Consider the following 24,055-nt stretch of genomic DNA (forward strand, 5'->3'; position numbering starts at 1 on the left):
CGGAGGGCCATGTCACAACATTAGATCTCGATAGTGCCGGGACATCCATTCTGTCCCGGCTGAGGTTCTATTTACTTCGTGCCTATAAAGAACGAGGCCACCTGATTGCCTGTACCGGCAAACTGAACCTCACCGAGATCAGGGTCGTAGGCCCCTATTCCAGAGTAATCGCCATTACGTTGGGAGTCAGCGCAATTGTTGGCGCTATAAGTGACTTCATAAACGTTGTAGCGGGGGTCCGGAATCGCAACATTGCCATTGAAAACACAACCGGTTTCGTCGTTTCCTGTGATTATTCCGTCTGAAGCGATCGTCACAGATGTCAGGGTGACACCAGGTACATCCATTGTGTATGTGCCTGACAGAGAGGCCAGCGTCACGCCGAGATCACTGTACTGATCATCTCGCTCAAGGGTCGAAGTAGACTCGTATCCCGGTGCAATGGCCGTAATTGTGGCGCTGCTGGAAGAAGCCGCTTCGCCAGAGATCGTGCCGCTTTGGGTCTGCCAGGAGAGACCGTCAAATACGTAGTCTGTACCGATCCCTGTAATTGTCCCACCGGAACCGTATTCCAGAATGCCACTTGTGATGTCATCGAAGTCGACAAGAACCACGAAACGACCAGAAGGGCTTAGCAGGGTTGCCGCATCAACCGTGCTGCCATCGTCAAACGCAATAGTCGTCGCATACCCACCCGGTTTAAGCTCAATTGTCGGCTGGTCTGGAGTGTCTGATGTGAGACCACCTCCACCACTGCCACCACAAGCGGCCAAAACCAGCCCCATAAGCAATGGGGAAGAGATCCGAGCGCTCGCTTTTATTCTGTACAACATTTACTGCTCCTTATTGTGATTAGTATCTCGCAAAGCAGCCTGAACCCAGCTCATTTACCCCGGGAAAACGTCGAGTGAGTAACAGGCTACATATTGCGTGATTTTTTGACTTTATCAGGTATTTAGCCTTAAAAAATAGGCAAAAGAGCGATCTAAGAGCGAAAATCCGATCTGTCATAACACGGGTGGAACATATCTTTATCATGCCAAACAAGGATATTAATGGTTCATTCACGATTGTCCTGGCAAGGATATCCATCTCCAAATCGATACGCAGGCTCAAATGATTAACGTCCATGCTTCAAGCCAAGAGCTTGTGATTAAAAGTTTTCCCGGTCTGTTGGCAGGATTCTGCGTGGTTGTCACTGCCGGAGCTGTGTATGGATGGCTTGCAGGACAGGCCAAATTGACAGACCTGGGAATTTTCCTCTTTGCTGTGTCTGTATTCGCGTGTTTGCTGGATTATCGAGTGGCTATCTTTTCACGGGAAAATCAGACTGCCAGAATACGATCGTCGCGCATCATCGGCACCAACGTCGTTGAGGTGCCTCTGTCGGCTATACAAAGCGTGACCATCAGAACAGGAAAAGGTGGTTCTTCTCATGCCGGGGTCGTTCAGATACTCACCGCAGACGGCGCGAACGCCGCTACGGCGATGGCATCGATGGGCTATAATAAGCAGCGTGCCGTGGTCAACGAGATACGGCTTTTTCTTGATTCCTGCAACTAAAGAGACCCCTGGAGTGCGAGCCAACTTCACCGCACTCCAGGTTCATGAGAGTTATCGTGGTGTGGTCTTCAATTGATCAACCATCGAACCAAGATCCTCGGAAGCATGCTCCATTCGGTCAGCGGCTTCCGATGTTTCTTTCCCCTGTTCCGTGCAGCGGGCTGACTGATCTGAAATCTTCTCCAGTCGCTCTGATATATCATTACAAACACTGGATTGCTCTTCAGCGGCAGAAGCAATCTGTTCGCTCTGTTCAGAGATCAGCTTCATGGACCCTACGACCGAGTTCATGTCATTAACGGCTTCGTTGTTGCTCTCAACAGCCTTGGAACTTTTGATCTGCGAAGAACGCATGAATTCGACGGTTGAATTGGTCTTGGACTTGAGGTCCTCAATCATGTCGGAGATTTCCGTGGTGCTTGATTGAGTCTTCTGCGCAAGGCTACGAACCTCTTCTGCAACAACGGCGAAACCACGACCCTGCTCTCCGGCCCGAGCGGCTTCAATGGCGGCATTGAGTGCGAGCAGGTTCGTTTGATCTGCGATGCCGTTGATCGTCGTAATGATCGTATCGATATTGGAGACTCCAGCGCCTAGTGACTCTACCTGTTCTGCGGTAGCTTCAATTTCATCGGCCAGATCCTGTAAAACCTCCGCACCCTGGGTGATGCTGGATTGGGCGTGATTGATGGAGGTGGTAGATTCATTGGTGTAACTTGCGGCATTGGCCGCATTGGTGGCGATTTCTTCTGCTGCAGCGGTCATTTCGGTGACGGCGGTCGCCACTTGAGTTGTTTCATCGCCCTGCTCGGAAAGCAGACCAACCATGCGGCCCATGCGCTCATAGATTTCTTTGCTGGTTGAACCCTGCAGCCTGGCGTGGTCTTTCATGTCGGCAATGAGTGTTTCGAGCTGTCCTATAAAAGTATTGATATCACCCGCCAGTGACCCGAGTTCGTGCTTGTCTTTTACGTCGACTCGGGCTGTGAGATCTGCATCGCCGCCGTTGAGGTTGCGCACCGAGTCCTGAATGGCTGTCAGAGGCTTCATGATCGTGGCACGAATGACAAGCGCGATGGCAACCACGATTGCGAGAGTAATCGCTCCCAGTACAACAAATGTGATTCCGGCGTCAGCCAACTCTCTTTGAGCGCTTTCATCCAGACGACCAACAACTTCCTCGGCTTCGTCAAAGTAAAATCCGGCCCCGATAACGAGATCCCAGTCGGGTAGGTAAACGTTATACGAGGTTTTGGGTTCGGCCTCGGTTTTGCCCGGCTTTGGGAACCAGTAGGTGAAATATCCGTCGCCGTTTACGGCTGCATCAACGATTTCACGAACAAGATAATTGCCTTTTTTGTCCTGCAAATCCCAGAAGTTATCCCCAATGCCTTTCTCGCTGCTTCCCAACAGCCTGCGAATACCGTCGGTTGAATAGCCGAAGAGATAGCCGTTATCGCCATACTGAATAGATTTCAGCAATGGCAAAGCCTCTTCCAGCGAGGCACCGCTTTCATACAGAGGTTTAATTGCACTGCTGGCCGTTTCCATCAGCAGTTTGAGTTCCGCCTTTTTAATCGCTGTGACTTCCTGGTGGGCAATTTCCAGTTGGGCTTTGGTCATTTGCTGGCTAGCCATGTTGAAGTCGATGAACAACACCACAGCCATAAGCATTACCGGGACGATAGCGATGATCATCAATCGGTTCCGGATCGAAAATTTCATGAATAAGGTCTCCTGCGCTTGCGTCAGCAAACGGTGCCATTTGAGCAAAAGGTGGAATGCCGGGAAGTCTATGTAGATTATAACGGCAGATCGGCTGGGAAGATGAGAAAAAAACTGAACAGACTGTCCTTTCTGGCGAGACAGCCCTGCAAAATAGGGCTTGCCAGTCACCCTGAATACGGGTAATTCCAGACGGGCGATACTGGTTTTTGCATACGCCCCGAAGCGCCCCCAGCCCTTAAACTGGTCGTATCTTTTAATAGGTTCGCAGCTCAGCAAAGCTGGCTCAGCTTTTACGTAGCGAACATCCGAACGAAAAACGACTGGAGGTTGGATAAGCTATGAACATTATCCCTGTAATTACTCTGTTTGGCGGTCTGGCGGCATTTTTTACATTGGCTGTTACGTTGAGATTTGCGGTCGGCCTCGCCCAGACCGTCGAGAAATGAAACGACACCCAGGTCACAGGCTCTTGATTGTCGCGCTGCTAGACGATGGTAATCAGGAACCAAAGCATAAAGAAAATGCCCGCGACGGCTCCAAGCTCGCTCATTTCTTCGCCGTCGCTTAACCAGTAACGCTTACAAGCCTTAAAGAAGCGTTTTGGTGTGTATATATTTTTCCGGTAATAGCGCTCGTAATACTGACGCAGTATGTCAGGCATAGTTTCGTCATCGTATCGGCGCCAGAGCTTCAGCACCCCCAGTAGATCTCTTTTCCGGGCCCAGGCCCGGGTGATAACCGGGAGCCGCTTCAGCAGCATGGACGAACCAAAATCAATCAACACCGGGTTGCCCTCAGGCGACACCACAATATTGCCAGAGTTGCCCACGTCCAGGTGCGCAATCCCCTTTTCGTGCAACTCACTCACCGCCTGATAGAGCCGAAAGAAAAAGCGATCCGGAATATCACCCTTCCGGAATTGTTCTTTAATAGGAGCCCCGTCAACGTATCTATAGCTGATCGTGCTTGAACACGTGGCGTCGCGTTCCACCCCCTGGGGGGTGAACGCCAGCCCACTAACTCGTGTAAGCATTCGATATTCATGTGAGGCCAGAAGCCGAAAATATTGACCCAAAGGGCCCTGCCGGTACCGGTAGGTTTTGAACAACCGCTTCTCGCCGTTGGTCTTTGTATTGATACAGATGATGGGCTTGTACCACTTCTGACCGGGGGCACTCTCCTCCCGACAGGATTGCAGTTCAAGACTACCCAAAGTCGCGCAATCGCTCTCACTCACCCGTTTACTCTCCCACAGCTTCTGGTGTTACCTCTCAAGAGGTGGCCTGCGGGACATTATTGTGAGTTGTCGAAAGGTTGAATAATTCCTTTACCGTATGGTGTTCATCACACTGTGTGATAGTTCGTTTCCGACGATATCCTCACCTGCGACATCTCCTATCTCCAGCAATGCACGGTTCGAGGATCGATAGGTGCTGGTCATTTCGGCAAGAATTGATAGGCCTATCTCCGAGGGCGTCTGGGCGCCGATATCAAGTCCGGCCGGGCCATGCAGGCGTTGTGCGGCATCCGCCAGTCCCAGGTCATTCAATGCAGCGAGTCGGCGTGCATGGGTGCTCTTGCTGCCGAGTGCGCCGAGATAGAAACAACGGCTGATCAGTAAGGCCCGCAGAACCGGAATTTCCCAGTCGTGGTCATGAAACATCGTGACGCCAGCAGTCCAGGGGTCTAGTTCAGGGCACACGAAGCCGTTGGCGGTAGTCAATCGGGTAATCTGCGCACCCGCCTGGCCCGCCGTTGCAAGCATCTCCTGGTCGGGAGAGAGAACTTCCACGCTATATCCGCTGGCAATTGCAAGCTGACACAGTGCCAGAGCATTGAGTCCCTGACCGATGACGATCAGACGTTGGCGGGGATAAATCCAGCTCCGGAACATACCGGAATGCAGCTTTGAAGCGGTCTGATCCGTGACACACCGATGGCTGCGGGCAAGGGTGTTGGTTTCCAGGGCCACGGGACGGCGGGCCTCATAGGCCTCAAGCAACGTCGCCAGAGTCTGAGCACCAATACAGGTATCAATGTAGAGGTCGATGCCATTCCCACAAGGCAAGCGGATATCCAGATACGGTGATCCATTGCCAAGGCGCAGCGTTCGGTTTGTCCCCTCACGGATGGCGGCGCAGGCTTCGTGAACGATCACGCTGTCGGCGCAACCGGTGCCGGTAAGACTGCCCACACAGTCGCCCCGCTCTGTGACGACCATCTGGCTACCCAGTGGCCGGGGGGCAGACCCATCGCGACGGATCAATGTGATCAGAGCAATCGCAACGTCCCGGGTCTGATAATCCAGTGCGGCCCGAAGTACAGTAATGCCGTCCAAAATCAGCCTGCCAGTTCCATAGGGTCTACAATGACAGGGCTGTCCACATCAAAACGAACGCCTTCGCGCAATGAGAAGACCGGCCTGATCGCTTCGGTTCCAATGACACTTGCGCCACTGTTATCAGACAGCGTAAAGCGCCCTGTCAGGTGTTCCAGAATCGCTATATCCGCAATCTTGCCAACCGAAAGACTGCCTGATTCATCATCAATTCCCAGCATCCCTGCAGCGTTGCTGGTTACTGTAGAAACGACGTCGTTCAGAGAAACACCCAATGCCAGCAACTCTGTCATGGCGTGGGTCAGGCAGAAGCGGGTCTTGCCAAAGAATGGGCTGGATTCGAAATCTGTCGCTTTGGCCTGGCCAGCGTCAGTGTTGTACCCGTGCATGTCTGCGCCAAGGGTATGAGGCAGGATACCGGCTTCAATAACCTTCCGTGCCATGTCAAAACTGAAGTGCGAACCGTGGCCAACATCAACCTTCAGTCCTCGGTCAAGGCCGGCACGAACAATCGGGTGAAGCTCTCCGGTTTTGCTTGAAATGAATCCCCCTGGATGCCGGGTAAAGGGGTGAGCCAGGATGTCACCTTCCTTCATCAGAGGGACAAGCTCTTCAATAACCGTATCTGGATCTTCAATTCCTTTGCCAGCCTCCGGCCATATCTGGCCCAGGTGGATATAGAGCGGCACACCGATACCACGAGCAATATCCCGGGCCTGCTTTATAACCTCCATACCCCACCGGGATTTGCCGCCAACTTCTGCGTGGGCTTTGATGCCCTTGACCAGATCAAGGTTCGCGAGGCCGATTTCGATAGTCCTTTTAACGTCCACGTCTTCCGGGCCATACAACTGGGGATAGTGATGCCCTTCAAGGCCTCCCACGAGGTAAGCGGACAGAAAACACAGAACGCGACTATCGGCCGGGTCTGCTACGTAGTTACGAAAGGCCGGTAGTGTCATCAAGCTGGGACCACCCTGATCCACAAGCGTGGTGACGCCTGCACGGATTCCGCAACTGTCCGGATTGAGACCGAAGCTCCCGGTAACGTGTTCAAATACATGAGCGTGGGTATCGATCAGTCCCGGGGTGATCAGTTTGTTTTCTACATCGAACACTTCACAGGCAAGGGCTGGATTTATATCCGCCTCTACAGCTGCAATCCGTCCCCCGCTGATAGCAATGTCGAAAATTCCATCAGTACGATTGGCAGGATCGACGACACGCCCCGATTTCAACAGCAGATCATAGGGTCTCGGTTCCATTCGCTTCTTTCCTCTGTCTCATGTGACCGGCATGGGCATTGCTTGCTCTCTCCTGCCCGCCATCGCCAGTGTGAAAAAAATATGCAGTACACGAATCAATAGTATACAGTGACACCTCCATAAATATACAGTGTACTGAATAAATATTGTGTGTATTCGCCTATTTAACAGTAAGTTGGCGTTTTTAAACTGAATTTTTATCGTTTAATTTCGACTTGCCGGAGGTTTTCCAAGGTGCAGAGCAAAAACGATGACAACGCGTCGGTCTCGCGCGGCGTCGGCGCCAGTAAAGTGCGTAAAGAAGATGACCGCTACATGCGCGGGCTTGGCGATTACGTAGGCGATATGAAGATGCCGGGCATGTTGGAAGTAGCCTTCCTCCGAAGTCCGGTGGCACATGGGTATCTTAAGCATGTCACCAAGCCCACCGATGCCGATCAGAGTGTCTTTGTGGCAGAGGACCTTGTTGGTGTTAAAGGTATTCTTGCGAACTCTGCCCTTCCTGGCTTCAAATCTTCAGAGCAGCCGATTCTTGCGAAAGAAAAAGTTCGCTATGTTGGTGAGCTGGTAGCTGCGTGCATCGCACCCGACCGAGCCAGAGCTGAAGATCTCGCCGACAATGTCGAGTTGGATATTGAGAATCTTGCCGCGGTTTCAGACATGCTTGGGGCCCTCGACGAAGAGGCTCCCCTGGTACACGAACACTGGGGCGACAATGTTTTTCAGCACACTCTTGTGGACGGCGATCTTGAATCCATACGCAGTAACGCCGCCATCAAGATAGAGAGAGAGTACAGAACCGCCCGACAGTGTATGTCACCGATGGAGGGTCGAGGGGTATTGGCTTTCTGGGATAGTCGCCTGGAACAGCTTCAGGTTTATACCTCAACCCAGATGCCTCACATTGTGCGGACCGGGCTCTCGGAATGCCTGGGTCTGGACCATGAACAAATTAGAGTGGTAGCCCCTGATGTTGGTGGCGGATTTGGCTATAAAGGCATACTTCTGCCTGAAGAAGTATGCGTTGCCTGGTTGGCTATGCATTTCAAGCGCCCTGTTCGCTGGCTTGAAGATCGTCGCGAGCAACTGACGGCAAATGCCAACTGCCGGGAGCACTACTACCGTGTTACCGCCTATGGCGATGAGACTGGTCGTTTGCTGGCGCTGGATACGGATGCTGTTGTTGACGCAGGCGCCTACTCATCCTACCCCTTTTCTGCCTGTCTCGAGGGAGCTCAGGTAGCCAGCATTTTACCGGGCCCATACGACTTCCAGGCATACCGATGCAGTACGGTCTCTGCCTCAACAAACAAGCCCCCCATTCTGCCCTATCGCGGTGTGGCCCGAACGGGTGTCTGTTTTGCCATGGAACTCACCATGGATGCGCTGGCAAGAGCGGTTGGGCGCGAACCGTCAGATGTTCGCCTGGACTGTCTGGTGAAACCGGAAAACATGCCATTCGATAACATTACCGGCAAGCACTTTGACAGCGGTGACTATCCTGACTGCCTTCGTCGTGCCGTTGAAGCTATTGATCTCAAGGCAGTCAGGCAACGCCAGGAAACGCCGGAAGCAGACGGCCGGCTGATTGGGGTCGGTATGTCCATATTCTGTGAGCAATCCGCACACGGTACCTCGGTTTATGCTGGTTGGGGTATTCCCATGGTGCCAGGGCACGAGCAGGCGGAGGTAAGGCTGACGCCGGATGGCTCTCTCGAAATTCGTGTTGGCATTCACTCTCATGGCCAGGGCCTGGAAACAACATTGGCTCAGGTTGCCGAGGAAGTGCTCGGCATCGATACGGACCGGGTACGGGTCGTTCACGGAGACACGGCCCTGACGCCCTACTCTACCGGCACCTGGGGTTCTCGCTGCATGGTAATGGCTGGAGGTGCGGTAGCTCGTGCCTGCACATCCTTGTCTGCTCGGGTTGCCACCATCGGCGCTCACTTGCTGGAAGTGCCGGTTGAAAGCGTGGTGGTTGCAGACGGCACCGTGTCTTCCCCCCAGTCTGTTAAAACTGTGACACTTCAGGATGTTGCCCGCACCTGGTACCTCAAGCCTCAATTGTTGCCAGAGAATGTGGATGCCGGAGGTCTGGAGGTAACTGCGGGTTACAAGCCGGAACGGGACAGCGGCACCTTCAGTTACGCCTGTCATGCTGTCGTGGTCGCCGTTGACCCGGAGCTCGGCACAACGGAAATTCTCGATTACGCCATCGTTGAGGACGGGGGTGTTCTGGTTAATCCAATGATCGTTGATGGCCAGGTATATGGAGGCGTAGCCCAAGGGATAGGCAGTGCTCTCTATGAGGAAATGCCATTTGATAAAAATGGCCAGCCCCTGGCCTCGACTCTGGCGGACTACCTGTTACCGGGCGCAACGGAAGTACCGGAAATAGCGATTGACCATATGGAAACGCCGTCACCGTACACCGAGTTTGGTCAGAAAGGCATTGGCGAAAGTGGTGCAATTGGACCACCAGCGGCCATTGTGAACGCCATCAACGACGCTTTACGGCCGCTGAACGCGGAAATCTCCGAAGTGCCGGTGACTCCGCAACGAATGTTGGGGGCCATCCTTAAAGCGCAACTGGCCAAATCTGAGGAGGCAGCGTAATGAAACCCCAGGCATTCGACTATCACCGGGTAGAGGCTGTCGCTGAGGCGTGCCAGAAAATGAAAGACATCGAGACGCGTCCTATCGCGGGCGGTCAGTCACTTGGGCCCATGCTTAACCTTCGGCTGGCGCGTCCCGGTGCTTTGCTGGACGTGGCAGTTTTACGTGAGCTTCGAGGCTGCCAACGTGTCCAGGGTGGCTTACTGATAGGGGCATCCATTACCCATGCCGAAATTGAAGACGGCCTGGTACCCGACAACACGGGTGGCATCTTGCCCCAAATCGCCCGTGGCATCGCCTATCGTGCTATCCGCAGTCGCGGCACCATAGGAGGCAGCCTTGCGCACGCAGATCCATCGGCGGACTGGGCCACTACTCTGATTGCACTGGATGCCCAGGTCATCCTTCAGCGCCCGTCTGAAGGCGCCCCTTCAAGGCGTCGGCTCCACCTGCAGGACTTCATTACCGGGGCCATGCAAACCGTCATTGCCGAGGATGAATTACTGACCGCTGTCTTTGTGCCCGATGTTCCGGAAACCAGTCGTTTCGGCTACTTCAAACTGTGTCGCAAGACAGGGGAACTGGCGCATGCCATGGCAGCGGTTTTTGGCGGCGCAGATTCTGCGGATCTTCGTGTCGTGTTCGGAGCACTTCCGGGAGCGCCGATGATTCAGACTGGCGCCAACGCTTTAGACCCGACTACCTGGCAACAGGCGCTGGCAGACCGGTATCCGGATATGGAAGGCACAGAAATCGGCGTGCGACTCCATGTCATGAAAAAAGCGTTTGAGCGGAGCAACACCCAATGAACGGCAAAACGGTGACAATCAACGGTCGCGCGGAAGAATTAAACGTCGAACCCCGGCGTAATCTTGCTGACTATGTGCGTGAAGACCTGTTGCTGACAGGCACCCACGTGGGATGTGAACAAGGTATTTGTGGTGCTTGCACAGTGGTTCGGGATGGCCGTCCGGTGCGTTCCTGCCTTACCCCGGCCAGCAGTTGTGAAGGCAGTGAGGTCAGAACCATTGAATCCTTTGACGGGGATGCCCTCATGATCCGTCTGCGTGAAGCGTTCTCACAGGAGCATGCGTTACAGTGCGGATTCTGCACGCCCGGGATGCTGATCACCGCTCAGGATATTGTCCGCCGGTTCGCAGGCGAAACCATCAGCGACAAGACCATTCGCTACGAACTGAGCGGGAATCTTTGTCGGTGCACGGGATACGTTGGAATTGTAAGGGCCATCCAGAAGGTGCTGGAAAGCTATAAAACCGGGCCCAAACCGGAAGCCATGATTTGCAACACAGTAGAGACGCTGAACCTGCCCGCCCTGGATACCATTCCGTTGGAACAGAATGCCAACCAGGAAAGCCGCACGGCGGCGACTCGCAGCATGGCCGATGGCAATGGTCGACGAATCGAAACACAGTTTGAGCTAGCCTATCCAGCCGCGGCGGTATGGACCATCCTGCGCGAAGAATTGCCCGCAGTCGTCGCCTGCCTTCCTGGTGCAGAACTGTCCTCGCTGAACGATGACGGTACCTTAGAAGGCTTTTTCAACGTCAAACTAGGACCGGTATCTGCCCGCATAAAAGGCGAAGGCAAAGCAACCTTTGACGACAGTTCCTGGCAAGGCCAGGTGAGCGGTCAAGGTTCCGACAGCCGTTCCAACTCACGAGCACAAGGTACCCTCTCCTTTTCACTGGCAGAACTGGATGCGTCGAACAGTAAAATGACCGTCGCAATCAGTTTCGAAATGAGTGGTGCTCTGGCCCAGTTCAGCCGTGGCGGCCTGGTTGAAGAAATAATCGGTGTACTGATAGAACAGTTCCAAACGAATTTCAGTCGCCATCTGGCTGGTGAGGCCCCGGTAAAGCAGGCGTCTCTCGGCATTTTCCAGCTGGCCTGGATGGCATTCCGACGGTGGTTAAGGCGCTGATTCTAAGGCGCCGGTACGCCACACTGATTGGCTTTGCCTGGGTGTGATGAGTAACAATGCACTCCTTGCGTCAGTGTAGAGCCAAAAGAGAGTGTTTTCCCATGTCTAAATCGAAGTCCACCACGACCGCCAAACAGACAAACGAGGATCGTCTGAGCATTCTTGCAGAGCGTCCGGGATTTCTGATCCGGCGCCTGCATCAAATTCATGTTGCCCTGTTTCACGAAGAATGCGCTGTGTTCGGCCTTACCCCGGTGCAATACAGTGCCATAAGCGCGCTCGAAGGATTGGAGCTCGATCAGAAGCAACTTGGCCAGAAAGTGGGAATCGACAGAGCTTCAACAACGGATGTGCTTCGGCGGATCGAAAAGGCTGGCTGGATCGAACGGCGGAAATGCCCTGAAGATGGACGGCGCCAATTGGCCCGACTGACCCCCAGAGGGGAAGAACTGTTAAGTCAGGTGACAGAGAGTGCTCTTCGCGCCCATGACCGCACATTGGAGCCACTGACAAAAGCAGAGCGGATGCGTTTCATCCGCTATATGAGCAAAATTGTCAGTGCCAACAATGATCACGGGCGAGCCTCACTTAAATTATCGTAGGCTCAGGCGGCATCGCCGCCCAGATATATCCGCCGGACATCCTGATTATTCAGCATCTCATCGGCGGTCCCGCTTAGCATTACTTCGCCGGTGCTAAGCAGATAGGAACGATCACACAGATCAAGCGCTGCGTAGGCATTCTGCTCCACCATAAGCACGGTTGTACCACCCTCACAGATTTCCGAAACAAGCTTGAACACCTGTTCCACAAAATTCGGGGCCAGCCCCAGCGAAGGCTCATCGAACATCACCAGACGGGGCCGCGACATCAGCGACCGTGCAATGGCGAGCATTTGTTGTTCGCCACCCGATAAGGTACCGGCTGACTGTCGAATCCTTTCCGCAAGTCGGGGAAACATACCGAGCATTCGGTCAATGTCGGCCTTTATTGTCTGGCGATCATTTCGCCGGAAGGCCCCCATCTCCAGGTTCTCGCGGACAGTCAGCTGCGGAAATACACGGCGCCCCTCCGGGCAATGGGCAATTCCCAGACGAATAATATCCTGTGGCGCCGCATTCTGAATCGGATCTCCCTCAAACAGAATACGGCCACTGCGCACCGGCTCCAAACCACTGATGGCTCTGAGCGTCGTAGACTTTCCTGCTCCATTGGCACCGATCAGCGTAACGAACTCGCCTTCCATCACTTCCATTGAAACGTTTTTGACAGCCTCGGTGGCGCCATAACAGACAGTTACGTTTTCCAACTTAAGCACGTTTCACTCCTGAGCCCAGATAGGCTTCTATGACAGCCGGGTTGTTCTGAATGTCCTGCGGGTCGCCCTCAGCGATCACCTGTCCCTGATTGAGCACGACAATCTGATCGGAAATAGACATCACCATGTGCATATCATGTTCGACGAGCAGCACGGTTATTCCGCTGTTACCGATACGACGAATCATCGCTTTGAACTCATCGGTCTCCGAAGGGTTCAAGCCCGCCGCCGGCTCATCCAGCAAAAGAATCTTCGGGCTGGCTGCCAAGGCAATTCCCACTCCAAGAATGCGCTGTTCACCGTACGACAGAGACGCTGCCCGTTCGTCGGCACGGTGCCGGAGCTCCAGAAAGTCCAGCATCTCCCACACCTGTTTTTTCAGCCTGGCTTCCTCACGACGGAATTCCGGCAATCGCAACAACGACTGGATGAGAGAAGCACGCCCCTGAAGGTGGTAGGCGGTCAGCAGATTGTCGAAAACAGTCTGATCATCAAAGACGCTGGTACGCTGAAAACTGCGAACCAGGCCACGTGCAGCAATGCTGTGGGGCGTATGACCGGTAATATCTTCATCAAACAGTCTGACCATGCCGGATGTTGGTGCCATATAGCCCGAAATTACATTATAGGCTGTGGTTTTCCCGGCACCGTTCGGGCCAATCAAACTGACAATCTTACCTGCCGGGATGCTGAAGGTGACATCGTTCAACGCCACCAGCCCGGCGATCTTCATGGTTACCCCTTCCAGAGACAGAACAATCTGCTCTTTCTCTGAAGCCTGTTTTGCCAGAGTCATGATTTCGCCCCCGCGGACAGTGCACGTTTTGATTCACGTACAGGTATGGCAATGGGAGTACGTACCCATGCGATGAAATCGTAAATGGCAGGAACCAATCCCCGTGGCAGGAAGAGCAGGATCAGAATCATGGTGATTCCGTAGATAACCCACTGGACTTCCGGCTGAACAACACCCCGCAACAGTTCAGGCATGAGGCCAAAGATCAGTCCTCCAACGACAGGGCCGCCGAGAGTGCCCTTGCCACCTGCGACCACCATGATCACCATAGTCACCGTGTAGATGAACAGGAAAACATCCGGGTCTATGATCCGAACGGTGTGGGCGTATAGCCCCCCGGCAGCGCCGGCAATCGCAGCAGAGATAACCGCTGCCAGTGCGAGAAAGTAAGTCACCGGAATGCCAACCGAAGTGGCCAGGGTTTCATTTTCACGCAAGGCAATCATGGCCCGACCCTGGCGGGATTTCACCAGCATGGCGACAAGCAGATACGCGATCACACCAACCGCCAGAACCAACCAGTAGATTTCGGCCTTTGAGGTTAGGTTAACCACGCCTTCGCCGGGTAACCACAGGCTGAGTGGAGGTATGGAGATCATCCCCATGGGTCCTTCCGTCAGGTCAGTCCAGTTCAGGGAAATCATCCGCATCACCTGCGCAAAACTGATGGTGATAACGACGAAATAGGCACCCCTGACCTTGAAGGCGAGCTTACCAACCAGCCAGCCAAAAAAGGCAGTCACAACGATGGCGGTTGCAAAGGCTGCCCAGACCGGCTTGGGATCCACTTGCACGGTGATTCCGAAGCCGAGGTCTACATTGAAACCGAGGGACATCAATGCACTGGTGTAGGCGCCAATGCCAAAAAACGCCGCGTGTCCCAGTGACAGTTGCCCGGTATAGCCCAGAAGCAGGTTCAGGCTGATGGCTGCAATGATCATGATGCCTGCAGAGCCCATCACAGAAAGAATGTAGGGATCCGGCCAGACCAGAGGGAATAGCCCGAGACAAACAACAAAGACTCCAAAAAATTTCCAGTTCATATCAGCCTACCCTCTCTTTTGCGGCGAACAGGCCCTGAGGGCGGAACAACATAACGATAATGATGACCAGGAATCCAAACGCATCACGGTAGGCACTGGATATGTAGCTGGCGCCGAACTCTTCAATGAAGGCCAGCAGAAATCCTCCGATGGCGGCGCCGCCAAGGCTTCCCAAACCACCAAGGATAACGATTGCAAATGCCTTGAGACTTGCCAGGTCGCCCATCAGCGGCGTGGCAACGAACATGGGCGCCAATAACGCCCCGGCGACCGCCGCCATGGCAGAGCCCAGAGCAAATGTCAGAGTATAAATAGCCTTTACGTTCACACCCACGATCCGCGCCGCATCCTGATCCTGGAAGGTGGCTCGTATGGCGAGACCAAACCGGGTACGTTCAATGCCCAGGTAGAAGATGAACAACAAAATCGCAGCAATACTGAAAACGAACAGGCGGGTCGGCGATATGGATACATCACCGAAAGAAATAGGGTCCTGTGAGAAGGGAGTCGGAATAATCTTGGCCACGCCACCCCAAACCATCAGCTCAAGGTTCTGCATGATGATCATGATACCGATCATGATTAGCATCACTTCATCAATGTTTTTCAGATCCTTGCGACGCAGAAAGGCAAATTCTATGAGCGCGCCGATCAGCATCCCGACGGTAGCGGCAACCAGAATCGAACTGAAAAAATCCAGATTAAGTAGTGCCACCATGCCATAGGCAACGTAGGCTCCCAGGGTATAAAGCTCACCGTGTGCAAAATTCACCACGCGCATGATGCCGAAAATAATGGTCAGGCCAATACCCAGCAGTGCATAGGTAGAACCCAGCACCATGGCATTGACGGTGTGTTGTAGAATCTCTTGCACTTGCTCCCTCCCGGGATTGTTCATGCGTTTAAAAGGCGAAAACCACCATGGTTTTCGCCTTAAACTCGTTTACTGAGCAGTCACTTCACCGTCTTTGAGCTGAACAACGTAAACGTTGGGCTCGTTCTGTGCGCTTTCCTTGCCCTCTGGGCCATCTTTAAAGAACGAGATGTCGCCGTTTACGCCTTTAACCTGAACGTCCCACAGAGCCGCACGAATGGCTTCCGATTCGGTAGAACCTGCGCCTTCAATAGCAGCCGCAATAGTCATGATGCCGTCGTAACCACGGAAGCCTTCACTCAGGCCAGGGAATGAGTAGCCTTCTTCGTTCCATGCATCCACGAAAGCTCCAGCAATTTCAGGATGAACGGCACTTTCAGGTGTCCAGGGAGAGAAAAACAGCAGGTGGGAACTCGTGTAACCCTTCGGTCCCGGTGATTCCAGCAGAGGTTCCGGGAATGAACCGCCCGTGGTCACGATACGCTGAGGCAACTGTTGCTCAGCGGCCTGACGAATACCAAGCGTCAGCTGTTCTACGCCAGAGGTCATAATCAAGGTGTCGCTACCGGTGTCCTTCAGCGCTGACAACTGCGCAGAAAGGTCAACGGTGGCTGGAGCTACAGTTTCCTTACGACCGATCTCAATACCGTGTTCCTTGAACATCTTCTCGAATTCCTGAGATGCGCCAAGGCCCCAATCGTTGTTCACCGACAGGAAGTCGACTTTCTTGATTGGCGGATTGAAGCTGTCCAGAGTCTTGGCAAAGGCCTGTGCTTCCATTGCCGAGGTGGGCGCGATTCGGAAGATCCAGGGATTACCCGCTTTGGTGATCTTGCTGGACGACGAAGTCTCAACAACCATCGGGACACCGTACTCTTCAAGCTTCGGCATGGTGGCCAGCGTGTATGTGGAACTCCACGCGCCCATGATGACCGGCACCTTGTCACTCAGGATCAGCTTTTCAGCCGCGTTGACGGCCTCTCGCGGGTTGGATTTATTATCCTCGATGACGAGTTCAACCTGACGACCCAGCAGCCCCCCGTTCTCGTTAATCTTCGCAGCGGCGATTTTAGCGCCGTTGGTTACATAGTTACCTGATGCGGCCACGGCGCCAGTCAGCGGCTGTGACACACCAATTTTTATCGGATCAGCTGCCCAAACTGGCGTCGCAGCCAGCGTTCCGAAGAGCAGCGAAGTTAACAAGCGCTTAGACATAGCCATTGAATTTCCTCTCGTTTTTTACGTTGTGGTACTGGGTTAACTGAACATCAGACGCGCTTGATTCACGCGCAATGATTCGGGTGATGAAACATGACGAAAACCGTGTCACTCATGACGCCGCCGCGTCCGTGGCTGCTTCAAAAACACTCAGGTCCGGTTGATAGAACCCCTTCCCCAGGATTCCGGCCATAGCGTCCTCGCCTACCAGGGCAAGATTGATGATCGGAGCTTTATGCTGAGCGAGTACTCGGGAGGGACAGACAACGCCTGTATCGGGGTTAAGAATGGTGTCAGGCCGGGACTTCCAGTCATCCGGCAAAAGTGCCTGCCAGTCAGACACGACCTCGGGCGCAAACTCCAGTGCCTGACCGCCCAGGCCACAGAAATCGATGACCGCACTGTCGCCTATCGCACCAAGAACCGGCCGGTGTTCCTGACCGGCAAACCGTTTACCCTCGGGCGGCTGAGCAGGAGTGGTGGCCCAGGACGTCTGGCCTCTCAGGCGCAGGCCAAACTGCACACCATTGCCACCTACAGCGACCACCTCAGGTTCGGTTTGTGCTGAAGACTGGCCAAACTGCAATAGCCAGCCACAGGCACCCATAAGAATTGGAAGAACAAAACCTGGACTGTTTTCGAGCAGTGACCGGTAGTCGTCAGACAACCCTCGCAACTGTTCAAGCAGGGCCGCATTCGCGCGATCGGTTGAGGAGTGGCACTCATTACCCTCGGCCAGAGCTTTCCCGATAACTGTTTCCAGGTTAACGGGCGATTCGGCCAACAGAGGTTTTAGTTCGAGCTCTGCAAATCGGGCGTGACACTCCAGGTTATCCAGACACACAGACTCTCGTGACCCAAACCTGAGTCCCGTGGGGGCTCCTTCAACAACTGGCGCAAAGGCAACGCGATCCCCGTCGCCAATCACGAAAACCGGCATTGATGCGGAGACAACCTGAGCCAACGGTGTGACCACCCCCCAGTCCTGTGCAGGTTGAAAGCTGACCTTACCCTGATCAATCAGTACTGCCGCGTCGTCCGGTGTCGTAGCGAGTCCTTCAAACATCAAGGCTTGTATGGCTGCATTACGAACCGCCGCCGGGATTGGAGAATCGTAAAACGGAGGTCCGGCGTGGAGTAAAATGGTGGTGTCGAAATTGGGAAGAACTTCACCCAGCGGGCTGACACCCTCAAGAAAAATCCCAATAAACTTTTTGTGTCTGTCGGTATCTATAAGGCTCATGACATTTCGCAACTGAATTTTTGATCGTTACGGTATTGCATACACAAGCTGTGCCAAGCCGGCTTTTTTGAATGCGGAAGATCGTTAAAGTATTGTTTTAAAAGCTAATAAGATTGATGTGAAGTTTTTGTGGCTTGCCAATTGGAAACTCGAAGAATGCCTCATAAACGCTCAGTATACTGAGCAATGCACCAAATAAAGGCCCGACTTTGACGTGAAACCAGGCGAAACGATGTACGGGGGGAAAAGCAGGAATGACCGGCCCCTACCCTGCACAACAGCCTGGGTAGCGGCCCGGTATTATCCGGAAAATCTGGATGAACTGGGACGTCAATTCTTAACATGACGTCCCATGAGACACTCGAGGATACCGGGAACCCGCGACAACCTGTCAGGTTTATCTTGCATGCTCTTGAGTCGCATAAGCCATGAAACTGCACGCACTTCCGTATGTCGACCGATTCTTTTCCTCGCTCAATGATCTTCTCAGGAGCATGGGACAGCGTCTTGAGCAACCTTCCCCTTGATGGCGAGATGGGAACCTAACGCAACCTGGACGTGCATTTGCCAGCTATCCGGGAAGCGGAATGTACTCCTCCTCGTCACCCACAACCTTGCAGAAGCGACCCGACTGCCAATCTTCTTTGGCCTGTTCTATGCGCTCTTTCCGTGTGGAAACAAAATTCCACTCGATGAAACGTTTACCCAAAGGCTCTCCGCCGATCAACACAATCCGCGTGTCCTGTCTGGCTGTGATAGACGCAAAAGAACCGGGCGTCAGGATGGCCATGGAATGGGCAGACAGGGGTGTGCCAGCAATCTCCAGATCCCCGGTGACGACATAGATGGCCAGCTCGGAGGCGTTGGGAAGATCCAACGATTGTCCCGATTCCAGTTCAGCTTCGGCATACAGTGTGCGGGAAAACTGGCGGACGGGAGAAGTCAGGCCCCAGGCGCTGCCAATCAACACTCGCACGGTCACGCCGTCGATGTCCGCTTTCGGGATGTCCTCGCTCGAATAGTGATGAAAAGAAGGTTCTGCCTCCTGGTCATGTTCCGGTAAGGCGAGCCACAGTTGAAGCCCATGAACCCGGTGATTGGCATTGGTTACTTCCGGCCGTTCTCGTTCTGAATGAGCAATGCCTTTGCCTGCGACCATCAGATTGATATCGCCGGGACGGATTGGCTGAACGCTGCCAACGGAATCCCGATGCAGAATCTCGCCTTCAAAAAGATAGGTTACCGTTGCAAGGCCAATGTGAGGATGCGGCCGCACGTTAATGCCCTCGCCGGCCTGAAAATCAGCGGGCCCCATCTCGTCGAAGAATATCCAGGGTCCAATCATCTTCCGTTTTGCGGTCGGTAAAAGTCGCCTGACCGAAAATCCACCTAAATCGGTTATCCGGGGCGTCAGTATCAGTTGAACTGAGTCGCAGGTTGCATTGTTGCTGCTGCATTCCTGTTCGACATCTTGAAGAACGTTACTCATGGGTCCTCTCCGGTGGCGATTAGCATTTCATTTCCAGAGCACCCGCTCCTGAGCGGGACGAAAAATCTTCTGCCTACCCCTGCCCTGGTAAAATAGTCATACCTCATAAATCAGAAATCGTCCACGCGGCCTCATTTGAACCTCCCGAAAACAGGCCCTGAAGGTCTTTGCCAGCCGGCGATCTCAGGCACGGTTGTTCTCTGTGATTTGCTGCTGCATTGCTACCGCTGTCCTCTCAGGCGTTTCAGCGCCCGCCTTCGCCCGTTGAATCACCGCATAGAACACCGGTGTAAACAGAAGACCAAATACAGTGACCCCGATCATCCCGGAAAATACGGCAATACCCATGGCATGTCGCATTTCCGCCCCGGCCCCAGTGGCCAGTACCAGTGGCACAACGCCGGCCGTGAAGGCGATGGAGGTCATCAGGATCGGGCGCAGGCGCAGACGACAGGCCTCAATGATTGCCTGAAAATGAGTGTAGCCTCTGAGGTTCAGATCTCTGGCAAACTCCACCATCAGAATCGCATTTTTACTCGCCAGCGCTACGAGCACGATCAAACCAATCTGGGTGAAAATATTGTTGTCACCGGAGGTTAACCATACACCTGCCAATGCCGACAACAGGGTCATTGGCACGATCAGAATGATGGCAAACGGCAACCGCAGGCTTTCGTACTGGGCGGCCAGTACAATGAATACCAGGAGGATAACCAGGGGGAACACAAATACCATGGTGTTACCGGCCAACTCTTGCTGGTAGGTCACTTCGGTCCATTCGAAGGCCATGCCTTCTGGCAGTGTCTGCGCCAGCACGTCCTCAATTGCCGACTGGGCCTGATCTGAACTGAAACCCGGAGCTGGCGAACCGTTCAATTCGGCCGTAGGGTAACCGTTGTAGCGCATAACCCGGTCCGGACCAATGGTTGATTGCACATCCATAATCGCGGAGAGCGGAATCATCCGACCCTGCTGATTACGAACCTTCAGGTTCAGGATGTGTTCGGGATCCAACCTTTTTTCGGCCTCTGCCTGTGCAATCACCTGATAGGTACTCCCAAACAGGTTGACGTCGTTGACGTAGACCGAGCCCAGGTACACCTGCAGGGTATCAAACACCGACTCTAGCGGAATGCCCAGAAGCATCGCACGTTCCCGATCGATATCGAGGTCGAACTGTGGAACCTGAACCCGAAAACTGGAGTACAGGCCGGTCAGCGCCGGATGCTTGCGGGCCTCGTTCAGGGTGCTCTGCAAACTGGCGAACAAAGCTTCAAAGCCCTTACTGCTGCGGTCCTCTATCTGCAGCTTGAAACCGCCGGTGGTGCCAAGCCCCAGAATGGGTGGTGGCGGGAACACTGCCACAAAGCCCTCATCAATGCCGGCAAAGGCGGCGTTCAGTTTGCCGGCAATGGCGCCGGCGCTGAGCTCAGGCGTTGTGCGCTTGTCGAAGTCGTCCAGTGGCAGAAACACGATTCCGCTGTTCGGGCTGTTAGTGAAGCCATTGATCGAGAGCCCCGGAAACGCAACCGTATTGGCGACACCCTCCGTTTCCAGCGCAAGTTCCTGCATCTCATCCACCACCGCAACGGTACGATCCAGGCTGGCGGCATCCGGCAGCTGAGCCACAGCAACCAGATACTGTTTGTCCTGCTGCGGAATGAATCCTCCCGGGACGATATTGAACAGGTGGCCAGAGAAAACGGTGAGACCCACATACACCAACCCTACAATGGCGCCGTAGCGAATCAGTTTCCTGACCAGCCTTTCATAGGCCTTACCGGTCCGATCAAAGAATCGGTTGAAGGGCCGGAATACGAAGCGGCCAAACACTTTGTCGAGTGCGCGGGAAAGTCGGTCCGGTTTTTCATCGTGGCCCTTCAGCAACAGTGCAGACAGAGCCGGAGACAGAGTCAACGAGTTGATCGCCGAAATGATCGTCGAAATGGTGATGGTCAACGCAAACTGCTTATAGAACTGACCAGACAGCCCGGTGATGAATGCAGTCGGAATAAAGACTGCACACAACACCAGGGCTATGGCGATGATTGGTCCGGTTACCTCGTTCATGGCGACTTTGGTGGCTTCTCGGGGCGACAATCCGCGATGAATGTTTCGCTCCACGTTTTCCACCACCACAATCGCGTCATCAACCACGATACCGATGGCCAGTACCATTCCAAAGAGAGACAGCGTGTTGATCGACACTCCAAGCCACTGCATCACAGCAAAGGTACCCACCAGCGATACGGGGACCGCCACCAACGGAATAATGGATGCACGCCAGGTCTGCAGGAACAGCACAACGACCAGCACGACCAGCAGAATGGCCTCCAGCAATGTGGTAATGACGGCATCGATGGAACCACGAACAAATACGGTCGGGTCGTAGACAATGTCGTAGGTTACGCCTTTCGGGAAGGATTCCGACAACCTCGCCATCGTTTGCCGGACACTGTCGGAGAGATCAATGGCGTTGGTTCCCGGACGCTGGAAAATAGGCATCGCGACGGCGGGTTTTCCGTCGAGTCTGGCTTCCAGGGCGTAGGTATTCTGCCCCAGTTCTACGCGGGCCACGTCTTCCAGGCGGGTGACAGCGCCGTTCTCTCCCGTTTTCAGTACGATATCCCGAAACTCTTCCAGAGAAGTCAGTCTACCCCGTACATTCAGCATCAGCTGGAACTGACTGTTATTTGGGGCGGGTTGGGCGCCAAGAGTGCCTGCCGCAACCTGTTGGTTCTGGGCGCGAACTGCGTTCACGACATCCGACGCATTCAGGTTACGGGCCGCCAGTTCGTCAGGACGCAGCCAAAGACGGACAGCAAACTCGCCGCCGCCAAACAACTGGACATCTCCGACACCTCCCAGACGAGCGATTTCGTCCTTCACATTCAACTCGGCATAATTCGCCAGGTAAGTGATGTCCCGGCTCTCATCGGGAGAATGGAGGTGTACAACCATGCTCAGGTTTGGAGACGATTTTTCCGTCACCACGCCCAGGCGTTGAACATCTTCCGGTAGTCTCGGCAGAGCGATGTCAACGCGGTTTTGCACCTGAACCTGAGCTTTATCAAGGTCGGTGCCCAGGGCGAATGTCACCGTAAGCGTCATGCGCCCGTCTGCGGTCGCCTGAGAGGACATGTACAGCATGTTCTCAACACCGTTGATTTCGTCCTCAATGGGCGAAGCAACCGTCTCCGCAATAACGGTTGGATTGGCGCCCGGGTAGTTCGCGGTAACCACAACGGTGGGTGGTACCACCTCCGGATACTCACTGATTGGCAGCTGGAAAAGAGAGATGCCGCCCCCAATCAGTATGACCAGGGACAGCATGGCGGCGAAGATCGGCCGATCGATGAAAAAGTGGGGGAATTTCATCCGTCAGGCCTCAGAACTTGATGCCAGCGGAATGCTGGACATCGAATGCTTGATCTTCAAGGGTGAAAGCAACATCCAACGGCGTTTCCGAGAGCAAGACCGGTGTAATGGTCATGTCTGGCCCAACCTTGGCTGTACCATTAACGACCAGTACATCGCCCTCCGCTATGCCCTGCTCTACCACCCGAAACCTGCCGAAGCGCTCACCGAGTTCCACAGGGGTGTAGCGGGTTTGTCCCTGGTCGTCCACGGTCAGAACAAACCGGCTATCAAGATCGGTGGCAATGGCCCGGTCGGGAACCAGAATTTTCTGTTCAGCCTCGGCTACAGCAATCTTTACCCGAGCGAATGCCCCCGGAACCAGAGCTTCGCCAGATCCCGACAGCACTGCCCGCAGACGCAGGGTGCCAGTGCTGGTATCAATAGTGTTGTCGACAAAATCGATTTCGCCCGCGTGCGGGAAATCCCGCTCACCGGTCAACTGGATGCGAACCGGAGCCCTCAAGGCAACATCACGGGCACCGAAGAAGCGATACCAGGTGCCCTCATCCATATCGAAGTAGGCGTATCGATCCTGGTTCGAGGCGATCGTCGTGAGACGACTCTGATTAGCGATGACGGTATTCCCTGCGGTGATATCAGCCCTGGAAACAACACCATTAATCGGCGACCGGATGACGGTGTAACTCAGCTGAAGTTCAGCTTCCTTGAGCTGGGCCGCAAGGGATGAAACCTCTGCTTCCGCCTGGCGGCGAATCGATTCTCGAAGTTCTGCCTGTTCTTCAGCGATGGAATGGCTGCGCAGCAAACGACCAGCGCGCTGGGCTTCGGCTCCGGCTTGCTGGAGCGCAGCGCGGGCCCGGGCCAGTTCGGCGTTAAGTTGTTCCACACGCGTCGTCAGTTGGCGGTCATCCAGTTGGAAGAGCATGTCGCCTTTCTCAACCTTCTGGCCTTCCAGAAAATGAACCCGATCGACTACACCAGAGAGGCGGGGCCGCAATTCCACGGTCTCGGGTGCTTCAATACGTGTGGTGTACGTTTTTTGGGGTTGTACTCCGACGCTGGAGGCCGCGACAACTTCAATCGAGGGCGGTTGCGCTTTGGACCCGTTGTTCTGGGCTGCGCTTTCGCAACCCGCAAGAATAAAAACTGCCGCACCCAGTGCGGCAAGAATTCGATAATTCATGGACTCGACCCTTTATGTTCATGAGGGAGACGTTAGCGCCGGAACGGATATTCTG

General features: G+C 54.2%; 19 protein-coding genes. 5 read left to right on the forward strand and 14 right to left on the reverse strand.

Features of this window, described 5'->3' with window-relative positions:
- Window positions 1–71: 71 nt before the first annotated feature.
- Window positions 72–833: a hypothetical protein gene (locus tag KO499_RS18835; protein ID WP_215985278.1), complete on the reverse strand. Its 762-nt coding sequence runs from the start codon at window positions 831–833 to the stop codon at window positions 72–74.
- A gap of 283 nt (window positions 834–1,116) precedes the next feature.
- On the opposite strand from KO499_RS18835, the gene KO499_RS18840 reads away from it, so the two are divergent.
- On the forward strand, window positions 1,117–1,563 hold the full coding sequence (locus tag KO499_RS18840) for a hypothetical protein (RefSeq protein ID WP_215985279.1): 447 nt from the start codon (window positions 1,117–1,119) through the stop codon (window positions 1,561–1,563).
- A 51-nt stretch (window positions 1,564–1,614) separates the two neighbouring features.
- On the opposite strand, the gene KO499_RS18845 is transcribed toward KO499_RS18840, so the two are convergent.
- The 4 genes from KO499_RS18845 to KO499_RS18860 all read right to left on the reverse strand — a co-directional run bounded on the left by KO499_RS18845 (window position 1,615) and on the right by KO499_RS18860 (window position 6,894).
- Window positions 1,615–3,288 carry a methyl-accepting chemotaxis protein gene (locus KO499_RS18845; protein WP_215985280.1) on the reverse strand — a complete coding sequence of 558 codons (1,674 nt, stop codon included), beginning with the start codon at window positions 3,286–3,288 and terminating at the stop codon, window positions 1,615–1,617.
- 487 nt (window positions 3,289–3,775) lie between these two features.
- Entirely contained in the window at window positions 3,776–4,528 is a 753-nt protein-coding gene (locus KO499_RS18850) for a hypothetical protein (protein ID WP_323133370.1), read from the reverse strand.
- A gap of 90 nt (window positions 4,529–4,618) precedes the next feature.
- Entirely contained in the window at window positions 4,619–5,629 is a 1,011-nt protein-coding gene (locus KO499_RS18855) for an XdhC family protein (protein ID WP_215985281.1), read from the reverse strand.
- Window positions 5,630–5,631: 2 nt separating this feature from the next.
- Window positions 5,632–6,894 (reverse strand): amidohydrolase/deacetylase family metallohydrolase, encoded by a 1,263-nt coding sequence (locus KO499_RS18860; RefSeq protein WP_215985282.1) that lies wholly within the window; start codon window positions 6,892–6,894, stop codon window positions 5,632–5,634.
- A 234-nt stretch (window positions 6,895–7,128) separates the two neighbouring features.
- Here KO499_RS18860 and KO499_RS18865 point away from each other — a divergent pair, with 234 nt between their 5' ends.
- From KO499_RS18865 to KO499_RS18880, 4 genes are all read left to right on the forward strand, one after another.
- Window positions 7,129–9,513: a xanthine dehydrogenase family protein molybdopterin-binding subunit gene (locus tag KO499_RS18865; protein WP_215985283.1), complete on the forward strand. Its 2,385-nt coding sequence runs from the start codon at window positions 7,129–7,131 to the stop codon at window positions 9,511–9,513.
- On the forward strand, window positions 9,513–10,322 hold the full coding sequence (locus tag KO499_RS18870) for an FAD binding domain-containing protein (protein WP_215985284.1): 810 nt from the start codon (window positions 9,513–9,515) through the stop codon (window positions 10,320–10,322). The genes KO499_RS18865 and KO499_RS18870 overlap by 1 nt, the downstream gene beginning before the upstream one ends.
- Window positions 10,319–11,455, forward strand: coding sequence for a 2Fe-2S iron-sulfur cluster-binding protein (locus tag KO499_RS18875; RefSeq protein WP_215985285.1), 1,137 nt, complete (start codon window positions 10,319–10,321; stop codon window positions 11,453–11,455). The genes KO499_RS18870 and KO499_RS18875 overlap by 4 nt, the downstream gene beginning before the upstream one ends.
- Window positions 11,456–11,556: 101 nt before the next feature.
- On the forward strand, window positions 11,557–12,057 hold the full coding sequence (locus tag KO499_RS18880; protein WP_215985286.1) for a MarR family winged helix-turn-helix transcriptional regulator: 501 nt from the start codon (window positions 11,557–11,559) through the stop codon (window positions 12,055–12,057).
- Between the two features lie 2 nt (window positions 12,058–12,059).
- Here KO499_RS18880 and KO499_RS18885 read toward each other — a convergent pair whose 3' ends face one another.
- From KO499_RS18885 to KO499_RS18925, 9 genes are all read right to left on the reverse strand, one after another.
- Entirely contained in the window at window positions 12,060–12,773 is a 714-nt protein-coding gene (locus KO499_RS18885) for an ABC transporter ATP-binding protein (RefSeq protein ID WP_215985287.1), read from the reverse strand.
- The gene (locus KO499_RS18890; RefSeq protein ID WP_215985288.1) at window positions 12,766–13,569 is read right to left on the reverse strand and encodes an ABC transporter ATP-binding protein; all 804 of its coding nucleotides are present in this window, start codon (window positions 13,567–13,569) and stop codon (window positions 12,766–12,768) included. Before KO499_RS18890 ends, KO499_RS18885 begins: the two co-directional genes overlap by 8 nt.
- Complete coding sequence (locus KO499_RS18895) at window positions 13,566–14,612, reverse strand: branched-chain amino acid ABC transporter permease (RefSeq protein WP_215985289.1); 1,047 nt, start codon at window positions 14,610–14,612, stop codon at window positions 13,566–13,568. Before KO499_RS18895 ends, KO499_RS18890 begins: the two co-directional genes overlap by 4 nt.
- A gap of 1 nt (window position 14,613) precedes the next feature.
- On the reverse strand, window positions 14,614–15,486 hold the full coding sequence (locus KO499_RS18900; RefSeq protein ID WP_215985290.1) for a branched-chain amino acid ABC transporter permease: 873 nt from the start codon (window positions 15,484–15,486) through the stop codon (window positions 14,614–14,616).
- A 69-nt stretch (window positions 15,487–15,555) separates the two neighbouring features.
- Window positions 15,556–16,707 (reverse strand): ABC transporter substrate-binding protein, encoded by a 1,152-nt coding sequence (locus tag KO499_RS18905; RefSeq protein ID WP_215985291.1) that lies wholly within the window; start codon window positions 16,705–16,707, stop codon window positions 15,556–15,558.
- Window positions 16,708–16,816: 109 nt separating this feature from the next.
- On the reverse strand, window positions 16,817–17,947 hold the full coding sequence (locus tag KO499_RS18910) for a DUF1116 domain-containing protein (protein ID WP_215985292.1): 1,131 nt from the start codon (window positions 17,945–17,947) through the stop codon (window positions 16,817–16,819).
- 571 nt (window positions 17,948–18,518) lie between these two features.
- Window positions 18,519–19,436: a pirin family protein gene (locus KO499_RS18915; RefSeq protein ID WP_215985293.1), complete on the reverse strand. Its 918-nt coding sequence runs from the start codon at window positions 19,434–19,436 to the stop codon at window positions 18,519–18,521.
- 183 nt (window positions 19,437–19,619) lie between these two features.
- Window positions 19,620–22,814, reverse strand: a complete 3,195-nt coding sequence (locus KO499_RS18920; protein WP_215985294.1) for an efflux RND transporter permease subunit — start codon at window positions 22,812–22,814, stop codon at window positions 19,620–19,622.
- Between the two features lie 10 nt (window positions 22,815–22,824).
- Entirely contained in the window at window positions 22,825–24,000 is a 1,176-nt protein-coding gene (locus KO499_RS18925; protein ID WP_215985295.1) for an efflux RND transporter periplasmic adaptor subunit, read from the reverse strand.
- Window positions 24,001–24,055 lie beyond the last annotated feature (55 nt).

This window comes from Marinobacter sp. F3R08 (assembly GCF_018860425.1).
In the GTDB taxonomy this organism is placed as follows: domain Bacteria; phylum Pseudomonadota; class Gammaproteobacteria; order Pseudomonadales; family Oleiphilaceae; genus Marinobacter.

Bases quoted from the DNA above. Each gene is read 5' to 3' on its own strand.
- KO499_RS18835 (WP_215985278.1), bottom strand. From the start codon at position 833: ATGTTGTACAGAATAAAAGCGAGCGCTCGGATCTCTTCCCCATTGCTT.
- KO499_RS18840 (WP_215985279.1), top strand. From the start codon at position 1,117: ATGATTAACGTCCATGCTTCAAGCCAAGAGCTTGTGATTAAAAGTTTT.
- KO499_RS18875 (WP_215985285.1), top strand. From the start codon at position 10,319: ATGAACGGCAAAACGGTGACAATCAACGGTCGCGCGGAAGAATTAAAC.
- KO499_RS18910 (WP_215985292.1), bottom strand. From the start codon at position 17,947: ATGAGCCTTATAGATACCGACAGACACAAAAAGTTTATTGGGATTTTT.
- KO499_RS18915 (WP_215985293.1), bottom strand. From the start codon at position 19,436: ATGAGTAACGTTCTTCAAGATGTCGAACAGGAATGCAGCAGCAACAAT.
- KO499_RS18870 (WP_215985284.1), top strand. From the start codon at position 9,513: ATGAAACCCCAGGCATTCGACTATCACCGGGTAGAGGCTGTCGCTGAG.
- KO499_RS18905 (WP_215985291.1), bottom strand. From the start codon at position 16,707: ATGGCTATGTCTAAGCGCTTGTTAACTTCGCTGCTCTTCGGAACGCTG.
- KO499_RS18860 (WP_215985282.1), bottom strand. From the start codon at position 6,894: ATGGAACCGAGACCCTATGATCTGCTGTTGAAATCGGGGCGTGTCGTC.
- KO499_RS18895 (WP_215985289.1), bottom strand. From the start codon at position 14,612: ATGAACTGGAAATTTTTTGGAGTCTTTGTTGTTTGTCTCGGGCTATTC.
- KO499_RS18925 (WP_215985295.1), bottom strand. From the start codon at position 24,000: ATGAATTATCGAATTCTTGCCGCACTGGGTGCGGCAGTTTTTATTCTT.
- KO499_RS18845 (WP_215985280.1), bottom strand. From the start codon at position 3,288: ATGAAATTTTCGATCCGGAACCGATTGATGATCATCGCTATCGTCCCG.
- KO499_RS18880 (WP_215985286.1), top strand. From the start codon at position 11,557: ATGTCTAAATCGAAGTCCACCACGACCGCCAAACAGACAAACGAGGAT.
- KO499_RS18920 (WP_215985294.1), bottom strand. From the start codon at position 22,814: ATGAAATTCCCCCACTTTTTCATCGATCGGCCGATCTTCGCCGCCATG.
- KO499_RS18890 (WP_215985288.1), bottom strand. From the start codon at position 13,569: ATGACTCTGGCAAAACAGGCTTCAGAGAAAGAGCAGATTGTTCTGTCT.